Source organism: Celeribacter sp. SCSIO 80788 (assembly GCF_051054295.1).
Classification (GTDB): domain Bacteria; phylum Pseudomonadota; class Alphaproteobacteria; order Rhodobacterales; family Rhodobacteraceae; genus Celeribacter.
On the sequence record NZ_CP150482.1, the window covers coordinates 2,379,742 to 2,400,065 of the forward strand.

General features: G+C 62.1%; 17 protein-coding genes and 1 tRNA gene. 12 read left to right on the forward strand and 6 right to left on the reverse strand.

Annotated features, from left to right (window positions below; genetic code table 11):
* Positions 1–9 precede the first annotated feature (9 nt).
* From mreC to V1471_RS11950, 5 genes are read left to right on the forward strand one after another with little or no spacing between them, the layout of a single operon-like run.
* Positions 10–927: a rod shape-determining protein MreC gene (gene mreC, locus V1471_RS11930; protein ID WP_434289013.1), complete on the forward strand. Its 918-nt coding sequence runs from the start codon at positions 10–12 to the stop codon at positions 925–927.
* Complete coding sequence (locus tag V1471_RS11935; RefSeq protein ID WP_434289015.1) at positions 920–1,459, forward strand: rod shape-determining protein MreD; 540 nt, start codon at positions 920–922, stop codon at positions 1,457–1,459. The genes mreC and V1471_RS11935 overlap by 8 nt, the downstream gene beginning before the upstream one ends.
* Positions 1,456–3,375, forward strand: a complete 1,920-nt coding sequence (mrdA, locus tag V1471_RS11940) for a penicillin-binding protein 2 (protein ID WP_434289016.1) — start codon at positions 1,456–1,458, stop codon at positions 3,373–3,375. The genes V1471_RS11935 and mrdA overlap by 4 nt, the downstream gene beginning before the upstream one ends.
* Before the next feature lie 10 nt (positions 3,376–3,385).
* A complete protein-coding gene (gene rodA / locus V1471_RS11945; RefSeq protein ID WP_434289018.1) occupies positions 3,386–4,534 on the forward strand; it encodes a rod shape-determining protein RodA in 1,149 nt (382 codons plus the stop codon).
* 3 nt (positions 4,535–4,537) lie between these two features.
* Positions 4,538–5,470, forward strand: coding sequence for a 2-hydroxyacid dehydrogenase (locus V1471_RS11950; RefSeq protein ID WP_434289020.1), 933 nt, complete (start codon positions 4,538–4,540; stop codon positions 5,468–5,470).
* A 39-nt stretch (positions 5,471–5,509) separates the two neighbouring features.
* Here the strand turns inward: V1471_RS11950 and V1471_RS11955 are convergent, their stop codons facing one another.
* Together V1471_RS11955 and V1471_RS11960 are read right to left on the reverse strand one after the other, a co-directional pair.
* Complete coding sequence (locus V1471_RS11955; RefSeq protein ID WP_066701831.1) at positions 5,510–6,313, reverse strand: SseB family protein; 804 nt, start codon at positions 6,311–6,313, stop codon at positions 5,510–5,512.
* Between the two features lie 8 nt (positions 6,314–6,321).
* Positions 6,322–6,900, reverse strand: a complete 579-nt coding sequence (locus tag V1471_RS11960; RefSeq protein ID WP_434289022.1) for a uracil-DNA glycosylase family protein — start codon at positions 6,898–6,900, stop codon at positions 6,322–6,324.
* Between the two features lie 89 nt (positions 6,901–6,989).
* Between V1471_RS11960 and V1471_RS11965 the strand changes: the two genes are divergently transcribed.
* The 7 genes from V1471_RS11965 to V1471_RS11995 all read left to right on the forward strand — a co-directional run bounded on the left by V1471_RS11965 (position 6,990) and on the right by V1471_RS11995 (position 13,300).
* Positions 6,990–7,370, forward strand: a complete 381-nt coding sequence (locus V1471_RS11965; RefSeq protein WP_434289023.1) for an ArsR/SmtB family transcription factor — start codon at positions 6,990–6,992, stop codon at positions 7,368–7,370.
* The gene (locus V1471_RS11970; RefSeq protein ID WP_434289024.1) at positions 7,363–8,388 is read left to right on the forward strand and encodes a permease; all 1,026 of its coding nucleotides are present in this window, start codon (positions 7,363–7,365) and stop codon (positions 8,386–8,388) included. Before V1471_RS11965 ends, V1471_RS11970 begins: the two co-directional genes overlap by 8 nt.
* Positions 8,389–8,505: 117 nt before the next feature.
* The gene (locus tag V1471_RS11975; protein ID WP_434289025.1) at positions 8,506–9,786 is read left to right on the forward strand and encodes a Na+/H+ antiporter NhaA; all 1,281 of its coding nucleotides are present in this window, start codon (positions 8,506–8,508) and stop codon (positions 9,784–9,786) included.
* Positions 9,787–9,987: 201 nt separating this feature from the next.
* The gene (locus V1471_RS11980; RefSeq protein WP_434289026.1) at positions 9,988–10,641 is read left to right on the forward strand and encodes an ABC transporter ATP-binding protein; all 654 of its coding nucleotides are present in this window, start codon (positions 9,988–9,990) and stop codon (positions 10,639–10,641) included.
* Positions 10,625–12,424: a capsule biosynthesis protein gene (locus V1471_RS11985; RefSeq protein ID WP_434289028.1), complete on the forward strand. Its 1,800-nt coding sequence runs from the start codon at positions 10,625–10,627 to the stop codon at positions 12,422–12,424. The genes V1471_RS11980 and V1471_RS11985 overlap by 17 nt, the downstream gene beginning before the upstream one ends.
* A gap of 109 nt (positions 12,425–12,533) precedes the next feature.
* Positions 12,534–13,046 carry an EF-hand domain-containing protein gene (locus V1471_RS11990; protein ID WP_434289030.1) on the forward strand — a complete coding sequence of 171 codons (513 nt, stop codon included), beginning with the start codon at positions 12,534–12,536 and terminating at the stop codon, positions 13,044–13,046.
* Between the two features lie 179 nt (positions 13,047–13,225).
* A tRNA-Gln gene (locus V1471_RS11995) sits at positions 13,226–13,300 on the forward strand.
* Positions 13,301–13,458: 158 nt separating this feature from the next.
* Here V1471_RS11995 and V1471_RS12000 read toward each other — a convergent pair.
* From V1471_RS12000 to V1471_RS12015, 4 genes are all read right to left on the reverse strand, one after another.
* On the reverse strand, positions 13,459–14,577 hold the full coding sequence (locus V1471_RS12000; protein WP_434289031.1) for an ABC transporter permease: 1,119 nt from the start codon (positions 14,575–14,577) through the stop codon (positions 13,459–13,461).
* Position 14,578: 1 nt separating this feature from the next.
* On the reverse strand, positions 14,579–17,296 hold the full coding sequence (gene rbbA, locus V1471_RS12005) for a ribosome-associated ATPase/putative transporter RbbA (RefSeq protein ID WP_434289033.1): 2,718 nt from the start codon (positions 17,294–17,296) through the stop codon (positions 14,579–14,581).
* 6 nt (positions 17,297–17,302) lie between these two features.
* Positions 17,303–18,313: an HlyD family secretion protein gene (locus tag V1471_RS12010; protein ID WP_434289035.1), complete on the reverse strand. Its 1,011-nt coding sequence runs from the start codon at positions 18,311–18,313 to the stop codon at positions 17,303–17,305.
* Between the two features lie 240 nt (positions 18,314–18,553).
* Positions 18,554–20,278, reverse strand: coding sequence for a protein kinase domain-containing protein (locus V1471_RS12015; RefSeq protein ID WP_434289037.1), 1,725 nt, complete (start codon positions 20,276–20,278; stop codon positions 18,554–18,556).
* Positions 20,279–20,324: the final 46 nt, after the last annotated feature.

Genomic DNA, 20,324 nt, shown 5'->3' on the forward strand with positions numbered 1-20,324 from the left:
GAGGACATCTTGGCCAGAGATAAGGGCACAGCGGATGAGTATGTCCGCCCGATCCGGCGTTTGCTGATCGGGATACTGTTGCTGTGTCTCATCGGCCTCTTCATCCTCTGGCGGATCGACAGCCCGAGGGTCGAACGGCTGCGCGCCGGGCTCGTGGACAAATTCGTCCCCTCGATGGAATGGGCGCTTGTGCCGGTCACGAAAACCATTGGCATGCTCGAAAACTTCCAAAGCTATCAGCGGCTTTACGAACAGAACCAGGAGCTGCGCAACGAGTTGCGGCAGATGCAGGCCTGGAAAGAAGCAGCGCTTCAGCTCGAACAAAAAAATGCCAAGCTCCTTGATCTCAACAACGTCCGCCTCGACCCGCGCTACACCTATGTGACCGGCGTCGTCATGGCCGACAGCGGCTCGCCCTTCCGCCAGTCCGTGCTTTTGAACGTCGGGGCCCGCGACGGCATCGTCGATGGCTGGGCCACGATGGACGGCATCGGTCTCGTCGGGCGTATCTCCGGCGTCGGCCAGAACACCGCGCGGGTGATTCTCCTGACCGACAGCAACTCGCGCCTTCCCGTGACGATCCAGCCCTCCGGCCAGCGCGCGATCCTGTCGGGAGACAACTCGATCCGGCCTTCGCTCGATTTCATCGAAACGCCGGAACTGATACGCCCCGGCGACCGGGTGATTTCCTCAGGCGATGGCGGGGTGTTCCCGCCGGGCATCCTGATCGGTCAGGTCGCAAAAGGCCCGGACCGCCGGTTGCGCGTCGTGCTTGCCGCCGATTACGAGCGGCTCGACTACCTGCGCGTCCTGCGCACCCACGAAAGCGAACGGATCACCGACCCCGGTTCCCTGATCCTGCCCGACGGCACCCCGGAGGCAGAGGCCCCGGCGCTCGAAACAGGTGCGGAGGCTGGCGATGGTTGATCCGCGCACCGTCCGCACCCTGTCGTTTCGCGCGGGTTACCTGCTCGTCGCCTTCACCGCCGCGTTCTTCTACCTTTTGCCGATCGAGGTCGGCGCGGGGCATTGGCCCGGGCCGGACCTGATCCTGTCTGTGGCCTTCGCCTGGGTGCTGCGCCGCCCGGATTACGTGCCGGTCTTCCTCTTCGCCCCCGTCATGCTGATGGCCGATTTCATCTTTCTGCGCCCGCCGGGGCTCTGGACCCTGCTCGCCGTTCTGGGCCTCGAATTCCTGCGCCGTCGCGAAGTCACCTCCCGCGACATGCCCTTTGCCGTCGAATGGATGATGGTGGCTGGCGTGATGCTGGCCATGGCGGTTTTGAACCGTCTCGTCCTCGCCATCTTCATGGTCGACCAGACCTCTCTGGGCCTTGCCCTCATGGGTCAGCTTTCGACCCTTCTGAGTTATCCTTTGGTGGTTCTGGTCTCGCAATTCCTGCTCGGCGTGACGAAGATCAGCCCCTCCGAAGCGGATGAAATGAGGTATGTGCGATGAGACGGACGCCCACGGAAACCGCCGCCTCCACCCGCAAGATCAGCCGCCGCGCCTTGTTCCTCGGCGGCTCGCAACTGGCCTTCATGGGCATTCTCGGCCTGCGCATGCGCTACATGCAGGTCGAACAGGCCGACGAATTCCGTCTTCTCGCCGAGGAGAACCGCATCCGCGACTTCCTCCTCGCCCCTGCCCGCGGCCTGATCTACGACCGCAACGGCACGCTTCTGGCCGAGAACGAACAGACCTTCCGCGTGGTGATCCGCAAAGAGGACTCCGCCGAACTCGACTCGGTTTTGATAAAGCTCGAAGAGCTGATCGGTATCACCGCAGAGGATCAGGCCCGCGTGCGCAAGGAACTCAAGGACGCCGGCCCCTCCGCGCCCGTGATCATCGCCGACCGTCTGAGCTGGCAGGATTTCTCGCTGGTCTCCGCCAATGGTCCGGCCCTTCCGGGCGTAACGCCGGAGGTGGGACTGTCGCGCTATTACCCGCTGCACGAAGATTTCGCGCATCTCGTGGGCTATGTCGGCCCCGTGTCGAGCTATGACATTTCCAAAATGGAAACCGTCGATCCGCTCTACAAAATCCCGAAATTCCAGCTCGGGAAATTCGGCGTCGAGGCGAAACTCGAAGACGAGCTCAAAGGCAAGGCGGGCCTGCGGCGCGTCGAGCAAAACGCCTATGGCCGGATCATCCGCGAACTCGACCGTCAGGAAGGCCAGCCCGGCAACAACATCCAGCTCACCGTCGATCACAAGGTGCAGAATTTCATCCACGCGCGCCTCGGCGGCGAAAGTGCCGCCGCCGTGGTGATCGACGTGGAGACCGGTGATGTGATCGCCGCCGCCTCCACCCCGGCCTATGATCCGAACCTTTTCGTCCGCGGCATTTCATCGGCCGATTACAAGGCGCTTCTGGAAAACGACCACCGGCCCCTGCCCGCCAAATCGGTGCAGGGCTCCTATCCGCCCGGCTCCACCTTCAAAATGGTGACCGCGCTCGCCGCCCTCGACAGCGGCGCGGTGTCGCCCGAGGAAACCGTACGCTGCCCCGGCTATGTCGAGGTCGGCGGGCGGCGGTTCCACTGCTGGAAACGCTCAGGCCATGGCAACCTGAACCTCGTAGGTTCCCTGCGCCATTCCTGCGACGTCTATTATTACGAAATGGCCCAACGCACCGGCATCGACAAGATCGCCGAAATGGGCCGCAAACTCGGCCTCGGGCAGGAATACGACCTGCCGCTTTCGGGGATCAATTCCGGGCTGATGCCGGACAAGCAATGGAAACTCGCCAAACGCGGCGCCGAATGGGTCGTAGGCGACAGTCTCAACGCCTCCATCGGGCAGGGTTTCGTCCTGACGACGCCCTTGCAGCTCGCGGTGATGACCGCACGCCTCGCCACCAATCGGGAGATCGTCCCCCGCATCGTGAAATCCATCGACGGCGTCGAACAGCCGGTGTTGGGCGGCGGGCCTCTGGAGATCAACGAGAACATGCTGCGCGCGGTGCGTCAGGGCATGTATGAGGTGCTGAACTCCAACCGCGGCACCGCCTTCGCCTCCCGCATCGCCAATGAAAGCCTGCGCATGGCGGGCAAGACCGGCACCTCACAGGTCCGCTCCACCGTGGTCGACAACAAGGAAGTGCCCTGGGAACAGCGCGACCATGCGCTGTTCGTCGCCTTCGCCCCCTATGACAAGCCGCGCTATGCGGTGTCCGTCGTGGTCGAACATGGCGGCGGTGGCTCCTCCGTCGCCGCCCCCATTGCCCGTGACATCATGCTGTTCTCGCTCCACGGTGCCGTACCGCCGCTGTCGGATTACCCTTCGGCGCAACAGAACACGATCCGCGAACGTTTCCGCACCCTGCCGCTGATCGGCAATGACGCGGAGCGTGACGAGAGAAGTCAGGCATGAGGATGAGGACGTGAGCTATCTCGAAAGCAATCTCAAGACCGTCCCCACCGGCCTCTCCAAGGTGCTCTATCTCAACTGGGCGCTGGTGCTGCTGCTATCCGCCGTCGCCTCTGTCGGGTTCCTGATGCTGTATTCCAACGCCGGGGGCTCCTTCCAGCCTTGGGCCGAACCGCAGATGAAGCGCTTCGCCCTCGGCATGGTCGCCATGTTCATGATCGCCATGGTGCCGATCTGGTTCTGGCGCAATATTGCGGGCGTGGCCTATATCGTCTCCTTCATGCTGTTGATTTTCGTGGAGTTTTTCGGCCATGTCGGGATGGGGGCACAGCGCTGGATCGACCTTGGCGTCATCAAGCTCCAGCCCTCCGAGCTGATGAAAATCTCTCTCGTCATGCTGCTCGCGGCCTATTACGACTGGTTGCCGATCGACAAGGTCTCCCGCCCGCTCTGGGTCGCCATTCCCGTCATCCTGATCCTCGTGCCGACGTTTCTGGTGCTGAAACAACCCGATCTCGGCACCTCGATCCTGTTGCTCGCAGGCGGGGCCATCGTGATGTTCGCAGCCGGCGTGAGCTGGTGGTATTTCGGGGCCGTGATCGCGATTTTCGCGGGCCTCATCAGTGCCGTCTTCATGTCCCGCGGCACGCCCTGGCAGCTTCTCAAAGACTACCAGTTCCGCCGCATCGACACCTTCCTCGACCCGTCCACCGACCCTCTGGGCGCAGGCTATCACATCACCCAGGCGAAGATCGCGCTTGGCTCCGGCGGCTGGACCGGGCGCGGTTTCATGCAGGGCACGCAATCGCGCCTCAACTTTCTGCCGGAAAAACACACCGACTTCATCTTCACCACTCTGGCGGAAGAATTCGGCTTCATCGGCGGCTTCTCCCTTCTGGCGCTCTACGCCGGGATCATCGTCTTTTGTCTGATCTCAGCGATGAACAACAAAGACCGCTTCGGCGCCCTCGTCACCATCGGCATCGCGGCAACGTTCTTTTTCTTCTTCGCGGTGAACATGTCGATGGTCATGGGGCTGATGCCGGTCGTCGGCGTGCCGCTGCCGCTGGTGTCCTACGGGGGCTCGGCCATGCTCGTGCTGCTCGCCGCGTTCGGCATCGTGCAATCCGCCCATATTCACCGACCCAGAGGGAAACGCTGATCCATGAGCCTCACCATCCTGTTTTCCGCCCCGGACCGGCTCTGGCCCGCCTATTCGGTTGCGCTCCCCAAGGCGTTCGAGGCCGCAGGCCTCGACGCGCATCTGACGCGTGAAGCCGATCCCGAGACGGTCGATTACATCGTCTATGCCCCGAATGCGGCCCTCAGAGATTTCACCCCCTTCACCCACACCAAGGCCGTGTTGAGCCTCTGGGCCGGGGTCGAGAAAATCGCGCCCAACGCCACCCTGACCCAACCCCTGTGCCGCATGGTGGACGCAGGCCTCGCGCTCGGCATGCGCGATTACGTGGTGGGCCATGTGATGCGGCATCATCTGGGCATGGACCGGCATATCCACGGCCTGAAAGGCGTCTGGGACCAGACCACGCCGCCTTTGGCCCGCGACCGCAAGATCACCGTTCTGGGCATGGGCGAGCTGGGCCGCACCTGCGCCGACGCACTCTCGGGCCTCGGTTTCGATGTCACCGGCTGGTCGCGTCGCCCGAAAGATCTGCCCGGCATCACCTGCCTCTCCGGCTCGGATGGGTTGCAAAAGGCCCTCTCGACCGCCGAGATCCTCGTGCTCTTGTTGCCCGACACAAGTCAGACGCAAAGCATACTGAATGCCGACACGCTGAATCGCCTCCCGAAAGGTGCCATGATCGTCAATCCGGGGCGCGGCACTCTGATCGACGACACCGCCCTTCTGGCCGCCCTCGACAGTGGCCAGATCGGCCATGCAACCCTCGACGTTTTCCGCACCGAACCGCTGCCCGAGGATCACCCCTACTGGTCCCACCCCAAGGTCACGGTCACGCCCCATATCGCCGCTGAGACCCGGCCCACCACCGCGTCCGAGGTCATCGCGGAGAACATCCGGCGCGGCGAAGCAGGGGAACCCTTCCTCCACCTCGTAGATCGGAACGCAGGCTACTGAACGCCCCGCCCGTTTCCTTGGCTGTGAAAATACTCAGGCTCACCGCAGGATCGGCGGCGCATTCGGGTCCATGCCCGGCGCGGAGGGGCCGTTGGTCTCGAACGGTTCCGGCTCCGGCAAATCAAACCGCAACCCGAACCGTGCCAGAGACGCACAGACCGGATCGGAGGATTTGAAGAACGCCACATCGAGCGCCCCTGCCTCGATCCCGGAGAAGATCAAAGCTTCAGACACAAGACGCGCCAGAGCCGTCTCGGCTCCCGGAATTTGATCCACGAAAGCAAGGAGATGCGAGCGCACCCCGTCTTCGTATTTCACCCCGGCCAGATAACAGAGCTTCGCCAAGCCCCCCGCAATCGCAAGCTTGGCGTCGAGCGCGGTGATCAGAAGCTCCGGCAAACCGGCGGGCGGGAAGACCTCTTCGGCCTTGCCGTGCGTCTCAACCGGGGCATTGCCCAGCGTCGCATGCAGCCAGTCGACCGCCTCTCCCGGCAAGAGCATCTCGGAAGGCGCCACAGACAGATTCAGCCCAAGCCCATAACCCGATCCGGTCAGCATCTCCGCCAGAACCCGCCCCGACATCGCCGCATAGGGCGCATGGCCCGCGAATTCCGCAAGACGCTGCTCGCGGTCGAAGGCAAGGACAAAGCTGTTCTCTTCAACGGGAAACACCCGTGGCGAGATCGGCCCCTCGCCGTCATGTTCCTCTTCGAGCAACAGGAACCATTCGCCATCCGCCACCCGTTCGAAAAACCTGAGACGGGCGTTGTCGTCATCCGGTGCAGCCTGCATGGCGGCATGGGCGAGGTCGACAGGCGTTTGATCTGGCGTGTGTTCGGTCATGGTCTCTCTCACAACAAGTCCCGGATCCGGGCACGCAGCTCCGGCAGGAGCTCGGCTTCGAACCACGGATTTTTCTTAAGCCAAGCCGTATTGCGCCAGGACGGATGAGGCAAGGGAAAGAGACGCGGCGCATGCGCACGCCAGCCTTGCACCGCCTCGGTCAGACTGCCCCTGTGCCCGGTGTGATAGCGGATCGCATGCAGCCCGACGGGCAGGATCAGCTCAAGATCGCCCAGCTCCGCCATCACCTTGTCATGCCATGTCTCACGACACAACGCGGGCGGCGGGATGTCCGCGCCCTTGGCGTCATAGCCGGGAAAGCAGAAGCCCATCGGCACGATGGCGATCCGCGCACGGTCATAGAATGCCGCCTCGTCGAGCCCGAGCCACATCCGAAGCCGGTCGCCCGAGGGATCGGTGAAGGGCCGCCCGCTCTCATGCACCCGCGCGCCGGGGGCTTGGCCAGCAATCAGGATGCGGGCCGAAGGACGGAACCACACCACCGGGCGCGGTGCGTGATGCGTCGCGGTCGCGGCGAACTGCCCGGCACAAAGGCGACAGGCAGAAATGTCATCGGCAAGGCTCATGGAAAGCTTCTAGCGCGCGAGATTGGAAAAGGCCACTTGACTCATTTCTATATTTTTAGAAATATAAAAATGAATCACAGGAGCCCCGCATGAGCCTTCTTCCTTTCGACGACATCACTCTGGCCGAGGCGGCCAGCACCTTTGCCGCCCTCGGGTCCGAACAGCGACTTCTGGTGCTGCGCGCGCTGGTGCGGGCGGGCCCGAAGGGTCTGACCATCGGTGAGCTGGGCGCACGCACCGGCATCACCGGCGCGACGCTCACCCACCACATGAAAACACTGGCCGCCACGAAGCTTGCCAAGCAGGAAAAGCACGGCCGGTCGGTGATCTGCATTGCCGCCAATTATCGCGAGCTGGATACGCTGGTCTCCGCCCTGCTGTCCGAATGCTGCGCCGATTGCACGGACGACGCCTGCGCCCCGGACAGCCATTGCCACAGCGATCATCGCACAGGAGAGGATCATGACTGAGCTGACGCAAATCCCGCCCCGCCAGACCTCGCTCTGGAAGAAAACCGACAAGGCGCTTTTGCTCATCGCGCTCGTCCTGCTCGCCGTTGCGCTCCTCGACCCCACGAACCTCTGGCCGACCCTGCGGTTCACAGCCCTTGCACTCGGGGCGGCAGCACCTTTCCTGTTGTTCGCCATCCTCGCGACCGCCTATGTGCAGGCCTCGGGGGCCGAGACGCTCTTGTCGCGGGCCTTCGAGGGCCGCGAGGTGCAGATGATCGTGGTCGCGGCACTCGTTGGCGGCATCTCTCCCTTCTGCTCCTGTCAGGTCATCCCCTTCATCGCCGCCTCGCTGGCGGTGGGCGTACCGCTCTCGGCGGTCATGGCCTTCTGGCTCGCCTCACCGTTGATGGACCCTGCCATGTTCTTCGTGACAGCAGGCGAGCTGGGCATGGATTTCGCCCTGGCAAAAACGGTGGCGGCCGTCGGCATCGGCTTTTTGGGCGGATTTGGCGTCAAGCTCCTCGGCGGCACGGCACTGTTCTCCGACCCGCTCAAGGCTTTCACCAAACCCTCCTGCTGCGCCACCGCCGCCCTTCGAGGTGCGCCGCTTTGGGCTTTCTGGCGCGACAACGCCCGCATCGGCACGTTCAAATCGAGTTTTCTCAAGAACCTGATGTTCCTCGGGAAATGGATGCTGGTGGCCTATGCGCTCGAAAGCGTGATGCTGTCCTACCTGCCCGCCGACATGATCGCCTCCGTGATGGGCGGCAACGGCATGCGCCCGATCCTGATCGGCGCGCTGATCGGCGCCCCCGCCTATCTCAACGGTTTCGCGGCCGTGCCGCTGATGTCCGGCCTGATCTCTCAGGGCATGGCCGAGGGGGCGGCGATGTCCTTCATGATTGCGGGTGGAATTTCCTGCATCCCGGCGGCGGTTGCGGTCTGGGCACTGGTGAAACCGCGCGTTTTTGCCGCCTATATCGGCTTTGCCCTTTTGGGCGCGGTTCTGGCCGGCACTCTCTGGTCGATTTTCTGAGCAAACCTTCGTGAAATCACCCCGCGAGCCCATCCCACAACCCCGCGCGCGCTTGCCCTGTTGCCGCAGTTGCACTATGCCCGATCCGAACAGGGCAAGGGACCGGAGGGCACGGGCATGTATAAAATCTGGAATTTCATCACCAACTATTCGCTGCTTTTGATCTTCGGGGCCATCACGGCGCTGATCTGGGCGAATGTGGATGCAAGCTCCTACCATGCCCTCGTCGATTACCCGCTTGCCGAGAACTTCTTCATCGGCCACCCGCATCTGGACGAGGCGGGTCATATCCACCGCACTCTCACCCTGCACTACCTGTTCAACGACGTACTTATGGCCTTCTTCTTCGCCATCGCCGCGAAAGAGGTCTGGGAAGCCGTGATCCTCAAGAACGGCTCGCTGCGCGGCAAGAAAGCCGCAACGCCGCTGATCGCCACGGCGGGCGGGATGCTCGGGCCGGTCGTGGTCTATCTCGGGCTGGCGATGTTGTTCGGCTCCGACACATACGATGCGGTGAAAAACGGCTGGGCGGTTCCGACCGCCACGGACATCGCCTTTTCCTATCTCGTCGGGCGCCTGGTCTTCGGTGCCGGTCACCCGGCGGTGCGGTTCCTGCTTCTGCTGGCCATCGCCGACGATGCCGCGGGGCTTGTGATCCTCGCCATCTTCTATCCGACGGGTGAGCTGGCCGTGGAATGGCTGCTGCTGTCTCTGGCGGTCGCCATCGTTGTGTTCCTCGTCGCCAACTGGCTCCCGCGCGCCCTTGACCGCCACAATCAGATCCGCCCGAATTCGACCTGGGTGCGCAAAAACCTCGGCTTCTGGCCCTATCTGATCGCGGGTTGCATTTCCTGGTACGGCTTCATGCGCGCGGGCATTCACCCGGCTCTGGGTCTGCTGCCCATCGTGCCGACCATTCCCCACGCCGACCGCGCCTTCGGGATTTTCGCCGATGCCGAACAGCATCTGCACGACCTGCTCAACGACATCGAACACAAACTGAAAACCCCGGTCGAGGTGATCCTGTTCTTCTTCGGCCTGCTCAACGCCGGCGTCGAGTTCAACGCCATCGGTGAGCCGACCTGGCTGGTGCTCGGCGGGCTGCTGATCGGCAAGCCGGTGGGCATTATGATCATGGGAACGCTCGCGGCGCACGGGCTCCGTCTCGGGCTTCCGGCAGGGATGCGCACCATCGACCTGCTGGTGATCGGCTGTGTCGCCGCCATCGGGTTCACCGTGTCTCTGTTCATCGCCTCGGTCGCCTTCGACGCCCACACGCTGCTCGACGGCGCACCAGTGCAGGATGCCGCGAAGATGGGGGCGCTGTTCTCCTTCGCCGCCGCGATCATCTCCATCGTGGTCGGGAAACTGTGCAAGGTGAAGAAACAATACATCTGACCCTCGCACACCCTTGCGGCACTGTTTCCCTCTTGAGGCCGAAATCCTGAAGTTCGGCCTCAATCTTGCCACATTTGCGCGATCAGAGATGGATTTGCCGGGACAAGACGACATAATATGGCCGAAATGACCTTTTAAAACACTCTACAAGACCGCCTGTATAAACAGGGATGTGTTGAGGCAGTAACACGGCGGGGGCGTATGCTCGAGTTCGACAATGTCAGCAAGTCCTTCTGGACCGGTAAACAGCGCAAGGTGATCCTTGATCGCGCGTCTTTCCGAGTCGAGCTTGGCAATTCGCTCGGCATTCTTGCCCCCAACGGCACTGGCAAGACCACCATCATCAACATGATGTCCGGGCTTGAGAAACCCGACGAGGGGGAAATCCGCCGGGGCTGCCGCGTGTCTTTTCCGCTGGGTTTCATGGGGGGGCTGATCGGCAAACATACGGCGCGCGAGAACGTGCGCTTCATTGCCCAGATCTACGATCTCGATCCCGATTACGTCGAAGCCTTCTGTCGCTGGCTCTGTGAGCTCGACGAATATTTCGACATGCCGGTTTCGACCTTTTCCTCGGGCATGCGCTCGCGCCTGTCCTTCGCGCTGCTGCTGGCGCTCGACTTCGACATGTACCTGATCGACGAGGGCATGCCCTCCACCGCGGATGTGAATTTCAATCGCAAGGCCGGGAGCATCCTGCGCGAGCGTCTCGATCGTACCACCATTGTCGTCGTGTCCCACCAGGCTGCGACACTCGAAAAATTCTGTCGCTCCGCCGCCGTTCTGCGCAACGGTCGGCTCTACATGTTCGACACGCTGGAAGAGGCCAAGGCACTGTATGACTACCAAGGTTAAAGCCCAGAAATTCCGCGTGCGCCGGACGCCCCGTGCCACTCAGGAGGCCATCCCGCAACCCGATGCGGAGGTGCTGTCCCCCGAGGAGGCACTCGAAGCCGATCTGCGCGTCGAAGCGGACAAGCTGTTCGACAACGGTGCTGACGATGACGGATTTGGCGACATGCCCTTCCCCGGGTCCGCCGCCGCGGACAAGGCAGAGGACAAGGGCGTGACCCGCATTCCGGCAAACCCGACCGCGCGCAAACGCGTACAGGGCAGCATCGCCCGCTCTCTGGGCGATGCTGCCAATGATTCCGGCAGTGCAACGGGCGAGGTGACCCCTGCCGACGAGACCGCCATCGACGCCGAGATCGACACCATCCGGCGCGAGGGCCTGACCGGGCGGCAATTGCGCATGGCACGCCGTGTGGCGCAGAAACACGGCATCGCCGCGACCTCGGATTTCGACGCGGTGCGGCTGCTGCGCAAACAGGGCATCGACCCGTTCCAGCGCGGCACCATGCTCGAACTGGTGACCACGGACAAGGACGCCTCGCGGGCGTTGACCACATCCGACGGTCCGAAACTGCCGAAAACGGTAGATGGCACCGCCAAACTGCCCTCCTCGGACATCCTTGAGCGGTTGAACCGCGAAGACGAGATTTCTCGCATTCAGCAAGACATCGCAAAACGCCGTCAACGCAAGATGCTCCTTCTGGTGGCGCGGCTTCTGGTGTTTGTCGGCATCCCCACACTGTTCGCGGGGTTCTATTTCTACCGGATCGCGACCCCGATGTACGCGACCAAATCGGCCTTCATCATCCAGCAGGCCGAAGCCGCCTCCGCCGCGGGCAGCGGGCTCAGCAGCATGTTGAAAGGCACGTCTTTCGGCTCGTCCCAGGACTCCATTGCGGTACAGGATTACCTGACCTCGCGCGACGCGATGTTGCGGCTCGATGCCGATGCCGGGTTCAAGGCGCATTTTTCCTCACAGGCGATCGACCCGATTCAGCGCCTGCCGGAAAACCCGTCGAACGAAGCGGCCTACAAGGTCTATCTCGACCGGGTCAGCATCGGTTACGATCCGACCGAGGGCCTTCTGCGCATGGAAGTGGTCGCTGCCGATCCGGAAACCTCACAGGAATTCTCCGATCTTCTGGTGAAATACGCCGAGGAACAGGTGGACCACCTGACGCAACGTCTGCGCGAAGACCAGATGAAGGGCGCGCGTGAGAGCCTTGCCGACGCCGAATCCAAGATGAAGGCCGCGCAGGAAAAGGTCGTTCTTTTGCAGGAACAGCTCGGGATCATTTCACCCGATGCGGAAACCGCAGCGATCATGACGCAGATCTCTGGCTTCGACACGCAGTTGCAGCAAAAACGCCTGTCGCTCCAGCAATTGCTCGATAACCCGTTGCCGAACCAGGCCCGCGTCGAAGGTACACAGGGCGACATTCGCCGCCTTGAAGACATCATCGCCGACCTGCGCCGACAGCTTACCGAAGCCTCGAACGGAGCCGGTTCTCTGGCCCGTATCTCTGCCGAGCAGCGCATGGCCGAGGTGGACCTTGCCACCCGTCAGGCCATGGTTGCGCAGGCTATTCAGGCGCTCGAAGCCTCCCGCATAGAAGCCAACCGCCAGGTGCGCTATCTGTCCATGTCCTCGCGTCCCGTGGCGCCGGATGAACCGACCTACCCGCGCAAATTCGAAAACACGCTTCTGGCGCTTCTGGTGTTCTCGGGCATCTACCTGATGGCCTCGCTGACCGCCGCGGTGTTGCGCGAACAGGTTTCTGCCTGATCCGTTCCCTTTCCAGAGTTCAAGAGGGTGCGACATTCTGTTCAGACAGAATGTCGCACCGTTTGCGTATGAACCAGTATCGACACGCGGAACTTGAAAGGATCTGACGATGAAACGTTTTGCACGTTCTCTCGGTCTGATGGCCGCTCTGCCCTTCGCCGCTCAGGCGCAGGGCATCGGGGGAGAATTCATGACGAACTGGGACTTGGACGAAGATGGGCAGGTGACGCTCGCCGAAGTGCGCGAACGGCGCGGCGATCTGTTCTACATGTTCGACGAAGACGAGGACGGCAAACTCGACGACGCGGAGTATGCCACCTTCGACGAAACCCGCGCGATGGATCGAGAAAGGCATCTCGAAGAATATGGCACCACCATGGGCCCCGGCCAAGGTCAGAGCCGTCAGGGACAAGGCCAGGGTCAGGGTCAGGGTCCCCGCGGACCACGCGCCTTTGCCGAGGGCATCGACGCGGTGCAGTCTTCCATGACGCGCAAGGCCAACGATCTGAACCGTGACGGTGTGGTCACACGCGCGGAATTCGTCGGCAATGGCGACCAGTGGTTCGCCCGCATGGATCGCAATCGCGACGGTGTGGTGACGCTGACCGATTTCGGCAACTGAACCGCACCCGACACGAAACAAAGCCATCTCTCCGAGACACCGCGGCCCCGTGTCCGGGGCGCCTCTCCTACAAAACGCAGCCGGATGGAGATCACGGAAAAATCTTTCTCCAGATGACAAGAATTTGCCGAAAAAGGGGTTGCGCCCGACGCGGGGACGGACTAATTAGCCCCCCACGTTGGGGTGTAGCCAAGTGGTAAGGCACCGGTTTTTGGTACCGCGCACCGTAGGTTCGAATCCTACCACCCCAGCCATTTCCTCTAAATCAATGAAACAAGACCCGACGGACCAACCCCGCCGGAAAATGCCCCTGTTTTATGCCCCAGTGTCCCGCTGAGAGGTCTGCGACGAGTGACGGGGGCGGATTTAGGGACTCAGATCCGAGATTCACCGCGTCCCGGCGACAGAGGTCTCAGCTCAGGATCTTGCGGAACCGCGCAAGCACCAAAGTCAGTGCGATCATCGACATAGCGACCATGGCAGCGAGTTGGCCGATGACCAAATCGAGCCCCGCACCACGATAGAGCACGGATTGCGCGAAGGAGACGAAATGCGTCGCCGGGCTGATCGTGCGCATGACGATCTGGAGCCAGTCGGGCATGGATTCGAGGGGCGTGATGCCGCCGGAGAGCAGGATCATGATAACGATGACCGGAATGGTCAAAAGCCCGAACTGCCCCATGTTATGGGTGAAACTCGCCAGCATCAGCCCGACCGAAGCGACCGAAACCACATAGATCGCCGCCCCCGCCACATAAAGCGTCAGGGAGCCCGCAATCGGCACGCCCATGGCACCCTGCACAACGACCACGAGGCTGAGCACAGAGGCCAACAGGATCACGCCACCGGTGGCGAAAATCTTCGACAACACGATCTCATGCGGGCGCACCGGCATCACCAGAACATGCTCGATCGTGCCGCGTTCGCGCTCGCGAATGAGAGAGGCTCCCGACAGGATCAGCATCAGCATGGTGACGTTGTTCATCAACTGCATCACGGAGGTGAACCACCGCGTCGTCATGTTGGGATTGAACCGGCTGCGGAACACCACAGTCACCAGATCGTCGCTCTCCACCCCGGGAGAGAGATAATCCGACACGGTTTCCGCCAGAAGCTGCGTCATGAAGGACGAGCCATTGCCGGCAAAGGCGACCGCCGTGGCATCGGCGAGAATCTGGATCTCGGCCTCGTCGCCCCGCCGCAGATCGCGTTCGAGATTGGGCGGCAGGGAGACGACCAGCACATAGTCGCCATCGGTCTGCGCCTCCGCGGCTTCCGCCGGGCTCAGAAGCACGGGGGCTTCGAACAGCGGCGCGCGGATTTCGTCGATGATCCGCGCCGACAGCGGGCTGTGATCCTCGTCCACGACAGCGACCGAGAGATCCTTGACCTCGGTCGAGCCTGCATCGGACACGAGCCAGACGGCGGCACTGAACACATAGAGGATCAGCGCGACCATCACCAGGTCGCCACGGATCGCACGCAGTTCCTTGACCGTGAGGCGGAGGACATTTGAGAGGCTTTTCAACATGTCACGCCTCCTGCTTGCGCAGGGCAAGCACGGCAAGGGTCAGGTAGATCAGGCAGAATCCGGCAATCACGAGAATATTGAATGCCACATCGCCAAACCCGAACCCCTTGAGAAACGTACCGATGGAAATCGGCTGAAACCACGCCCCGGGGAAGGACAGGCCGAGCATGCGTCCCATCGGCGCAAGCGTGGAGACAGGCGTGATCAGGCCGGAGAAGTTCACCGTCGGGATGATCGACAGCACCGCCGTGGCAAAGACCGCCGAGACCTGCGTACGGGTGAAGCTCGACATCAACTGGCCAAACCCAGAAGTCGCGATGACATAGAACAGCGCGGCAAGACCAAGCACCGGCAGGCTGCCATACAAAGGCACACCGAAAATCCACAGGCCCAGTCCCGCCAACACCCAGAAATTGAACCAGGCAATGACAATATAGGGGATTTGCTTGCCGACGAGGAATTCGACCTTGCGCACCGGCGTCGCACGGAAATTGGCGATTGTGCCGGTTTCCTTTTCGCGCACGACCGAGATCGCCGACATGATCGCGGGGATCAGCATCAGGATCAGCATGAGCATCGAGGGCACCATGGCATGCGCGCTTTTGAACGCCTGATTGTAAAGATAGCGGGTCGAGATCGAGAGACTGTCGGAGCTGTCCGTGCCCGTTTCGGTGGCGAGATCGGAGGCGAATTGCGTCAGCAGCCCAAGCGCATAGCCCTCGGCGGTTTCGCCGCGGAACGGCATCGACCCGTCGATCCAGAGCGAGATTTCCGGCGCCGTCTGGCCCTGATGCAGCGCCTTGCCAAACCCGTCGGGGATTTCCATCGCCAGCGTCATATCCCCCCGCTCCATCCGCCGGTCCAGCGCGTCGAGCGAGCTGTAATCCTCCTGTTGGTCGAATTGCGGAATGGCGGAAAACGCCTCGATCAACCGCCGACTTTCCGGCGTGTGATCCATGTCGTTGACCGCAAAGCTCAGCTTGTCCACGTCAAAGGAAATGCCGAACCCCATGGTGATCAACAGGATGATCGGACCGGCCAGAGCAAAGAACATACGGATCGGATCGCGCATCAGTTCCAGCGTCTCCCGCGAGGTATAGGCCCAGAGCCGACTGGCGGCCCGATGTAGCGCGTTCGGAGCTTCGACTGTGACATCCGCTGTCAGATCCGCCTCCCCGGAGGGGGCGTCTTCGGTCTGCGCCTCGCCCTCAAGAGCGGCAATGAAAGCCTCCTCAAGGGTCGCTGCACCGCGTCGCTCGGTCAATTCCTGCGGCGTGCCGACATCGAGAACACGCCCCGCATGCATGAGCGAAATCCGGTCGCAGCGCTCCGCCTCGTTCATGAAATGGGTGGAGATGAAAATCGTCACCCCCTTGTCGCGCGACAGAGAAATCAGCTTGCGCCAGAACGCATCGCGCGCCAGCGGGTCCACGCCAGAGGTCGGCTCGTCGAGAATGAGAATGCGCGGCTCGTGGATGATCGCGACCGCCAACTGCAAGCGCTGCCGAATCCCAAGGGGCAATCCGTCGGGCATACTCCCAGCCACCTCGGTCAGTTCGAATTCGTCCAAGACCTCACGTACCCGTGCCACCCGGCGTTCGGGCGGGATGTGGTAGAGTTTCGCATGCAGATCAAGGTTCTGCCGCACGGTGAGCTCGGCATAGAGCGAAAAGGCCTGCGACATGTAACCGATGTTCTGGCGTGCAGCCATGTCGCCGTTTTCAAGCTCCTCGCCAAAAAGTTTCGACCGCCCTTCTGTTGGCTGCAACAACCCTGTGAGCATCTTCATCGTCGTCGATTTGCCGCAGCCGTTGGAGCCGAGAAATCCGAAAATCTCGCCCTCGGGGATGGTGAAACTGACGTGATCGACGGCGGTGAAATCGCCGAAACGCTTGACCAGATCGAAGGCCTCGATTGCGGGCACCGCGCCGTCTTTTGCGGGCCGGGGGCGCAGGGTCACTCCGACCTCCTCACCCTCTTCTTTCGGCAGCATCTCGATGAAGGCGTCCTCAAGCGTCGCCTTGCCCGCCTGTGCCCGGATTTCCTCTGGCGTCCCGGTGGCAATCACCTTGCCGTCGTTCATCGCGGCCAGCCATTCGAATCGTTCCGCCTCTTCCATATAGGCGGTGGCGACCAGCACGCTCATGCCGGTGAGCTTGGCCCGGATGCGGTCGATCAACTCCCAGAACTGCCGCCGCGACAGCGGGTCCACCCCGGTCGTCGGCTCATCAAGGATCAAAAGATCCGGATCGTGGATCAGCGCCGCGCAGAGCCCGAGCTTCTGCTTCATCCCGCCCGACAATTTGCCCGCCGGGCGGTCGAGAAACGGCGCAAGCCCGGTGGCCTCGGTCAGCATGGCGATGCGCTCGCGCCGCTCTGCATGTTTCTGACCGAACAAACGTCCGAAGAAGTCGAGGTTCTCACGCACGCTCAGCGTCGGATAAAGGTTTCGCCCCAGCCCTTGTGGCATATAGGCGATCCGTGCGCCCAGAGCGCTGCGGGCACGGGCGTCGCGCATATCCCGATCGAGGACGGTGATCTCTCCCCTCTGCGCCTTGCGCACCCCGGCGATCAGCCCCAGAAGCGTGGATTTGCCGACCCCATCCGGCCCGATCAGGCCAACCACCTTCCCGGCGGGGATGTCGAGCGTCACATCGTCGAGCGCAGAGACCGCCTTGTAACGATGCGACACGGCGTTGAGACGTGCCACATGTTCCATCGCGCGTTACTCCGGCACGTTGACGGTCAGATGCTCCGGCCAGCCCACATCGGGGCGGCTACGCACGAAACCGATGCCCCGCACCCCGCTTTTGATCAGGTTTTCATATTTCGCCAAAAGCGCGCGCGGCACCGAAAGCTTGACCCGGAACACAAGCTCCTCACGCTGCTCCTGCGTTTCGACATTCTTCGGCGTGAATTGCGATTGCGGCGAGATGAAAGTAATCGTCGCGGGCACCACATAGTCGGAAATCGGATCGAGGATGAGACGGGCTTCATCGCCCACCGCCAGCGTGCCGATCACCGTCGCGGGCAGATAAATGTTCATATAGACATTGCTCAGATCGAGCATGGTGACGACCGGATAGCCCGCATCGATCACCTCGCCCGGCTCATGCAGGCGATAGAGCACCCGCCCCCGGAGCGGCGCCTTGATGGTCAGATCGTCGAGCGCAAGCTGCACCTGCTCCTGATCGGCCTCAGCGGCGGCAATCGAAGCCTTGGCGTCCTCGATCTGGGCCTTGGCCATCTCGACCGTCGCCTTGGCGCTGTTGAGCGCATTGGTCGCATCGTCGAGCGTACTTTGCGCCGTGGTGCCGCTGTCGTGTAGCTTCACGACGCGATCATAGGTTGTCTGCGCCACGGAAAGTGCGCTTTCGGCCTGCATCAGCGTGGCCTGCGCCACGGTCAGTCCGGCCTTGGCACGCAACACTGCCGCTTTCGCCGCGTTCAACTGCGCCGTGGCGTCCGCCGTGCCCATTTGCGCGATCACATCGCCCGCGGCCAGAAGATCGCCCTCTTCCGCCGTCACGCTGTCGATGCGGCCCGCGTATTTCGTCGCCACATCGACACTCTGCGCCTCGATCCGGCCATTGGAGCTGTAGATACCCTCCTCGCCGTTCGACTTGCCGAATTTTTCGAGCAGCGTGTCAAAACGGCTTTGCGCCAAAGCGGGGGAAATTCCCGCTCCGAGCGCAGCGATCAGAAGGAATGTGAAAACGGGACGGCAACGAAGCATCGGATCGGCCTTTCTCGGGACGGACTCGCAATGGGTCTCAGGTATGGCTTTGACTATCATGTCTTTCTTCGCACAGAAATCATAAATGACAAAATCGTCAACTTGTGACTGTGCGTCGGCTGAAGATGTCTACGCACGGGACATGACCGCCCTATGCGTCTGTGTCAAAAATCCCCTGACAAGATCCATGTGCACCATCACGTCACAGGCCTGGTCCGGCAGGGGGCGATCAGGTTCCGATCACCCGCCGATCAGTCGCAGGGCGAGGATGACACAGATTCCCCCGAGCGCGGCACTCAACCCCTGCCAGAACCGCAGCGGATTGCGTGCCATCAACGGCCTGTGCGTCTGGGCTTGCCATTCCGCTCCGGGACGTTTCAGGTCGGCCATAAACTCGGACAACGCATGATAACGCAATACCGGATCGGGATGACTCGCACGCCTGAGCGCCAGATCCACCCAACCGGGCACAGCACTGTCGTCGTCGCGCGCCGAAGTATAACGCAGCCGGGCCTGATCGCGCCGCGACTGGATGCGCGCCACCTGCGTGCCATAGGGCAGCCGCCCGGTGAGCATCTCGTAAACGATCGCCGCCAGCGCGAACTGATCGGACCGCCAACTCAGCACATCTCCGGTGAAATACTCGGGTGCGGTGTATTGATAGGTGCCGGGCATCTCGCCCAGCGTACCCGGCGCGGCCTCTTCGACACCGGCCACGGAGACGGAACCGAGATCGATAATCTTCACGGTGCCCTCGGCGTCGATCATGATATTTTCCGGGCGGATGTCCTGATGCACCATCTCGCGACGGTGAATGGCCCGAAGCCCCGAGGCGATTTGTTCGGCAATCTGACGAACGGTCACCAGATCGGGCCTCGGATGATCCACCATCCATTGCCGCAGGGTTTGCCCTTCGAAATACTCACTCGCCACATAAAGCGCACTGCGCGTCTCCGGCAGCGCGGCGGCGCGCAGAACATGCGGCGAGGCGATCCGCCGGGCGATCCAGTCCTCCAACATGAAACGCCGCAGATAGGCCTGATCCGCACCGGTTTCTGTGGCCGGGATCTTGAGCGCGACACGGTTGCCCTCGGGGTCGATGGCAAGAAAGACATGCGAGCGCGCCGTGGCATGGATCGGGCGCAGGATGCGAAACCCGTCGATCACATCCCCGTCACGCGGCAGCCTGGGGATCGGCAGATGCACCGCCTCGACATCGAAACCGCCCTCGGGAAGACTGTCTATCCGGACAAGCTGCACGGTGAGATTGTCGTTGCTGCCCTTTTCAAGCGCGACCTCGACAAGCCTCTGCGCGGCGGCCTCCAGAGTCTCCGTAGCGTCCAGCGCAGCAAGGACATCCTTCCCGTCGATCACCTCATGAACGCCATCCGTGGAGAGCATGAAAAGATCGCCAAGGGTTAGAGGCAGTTTGCGATAGTCGATCTCGATATTCGGCTCAACGCCCAGAGCGCGGCCAAGATAGCTTTCGTCCTGTGAAAGCCTGACGCGATGATCGACGGTCAGCGGCTCAAGGCTCTTGCCGACAAGGCGCTGGATGCGACTGTCGCCGATGTGAAAGAGATGCGCCTCGCGCCCCTTGAGGATCATGGCGGAGAGGGTGCAGACCCGCCCGGTGTCCATATCGCCAAGCCCCGCATTGCGGCCGTGCAGCCAGGCGTTGCTCGCGGAAATCACCCGCGACGCGGCGGTTTTCACCGTCCAGCTTTCGGGCGTGGCATAATAATCGGACAAAAGGCTTTTGACGGTGGTTTCTGCGGCCTCCGCGCTGACCTTCGAAGAGGAAATGCCATCGGCGATGGCCAGCGCGATGCCCTTGAGCGTCAAAGCGCGGCCTTCGGGAAGGATCGCACCGTGAAAATCCTGATTCTCAGATTTGCGCCCTGCCGAAGAAAACTGACCCAAAGAGACATGCAACCGGGCCGGGGCTTTGGCATCTTTCTGCATGGCGTCCCTTCCGAAACAGAGAAAAGGCCCCGCGCAATGCGGAGCC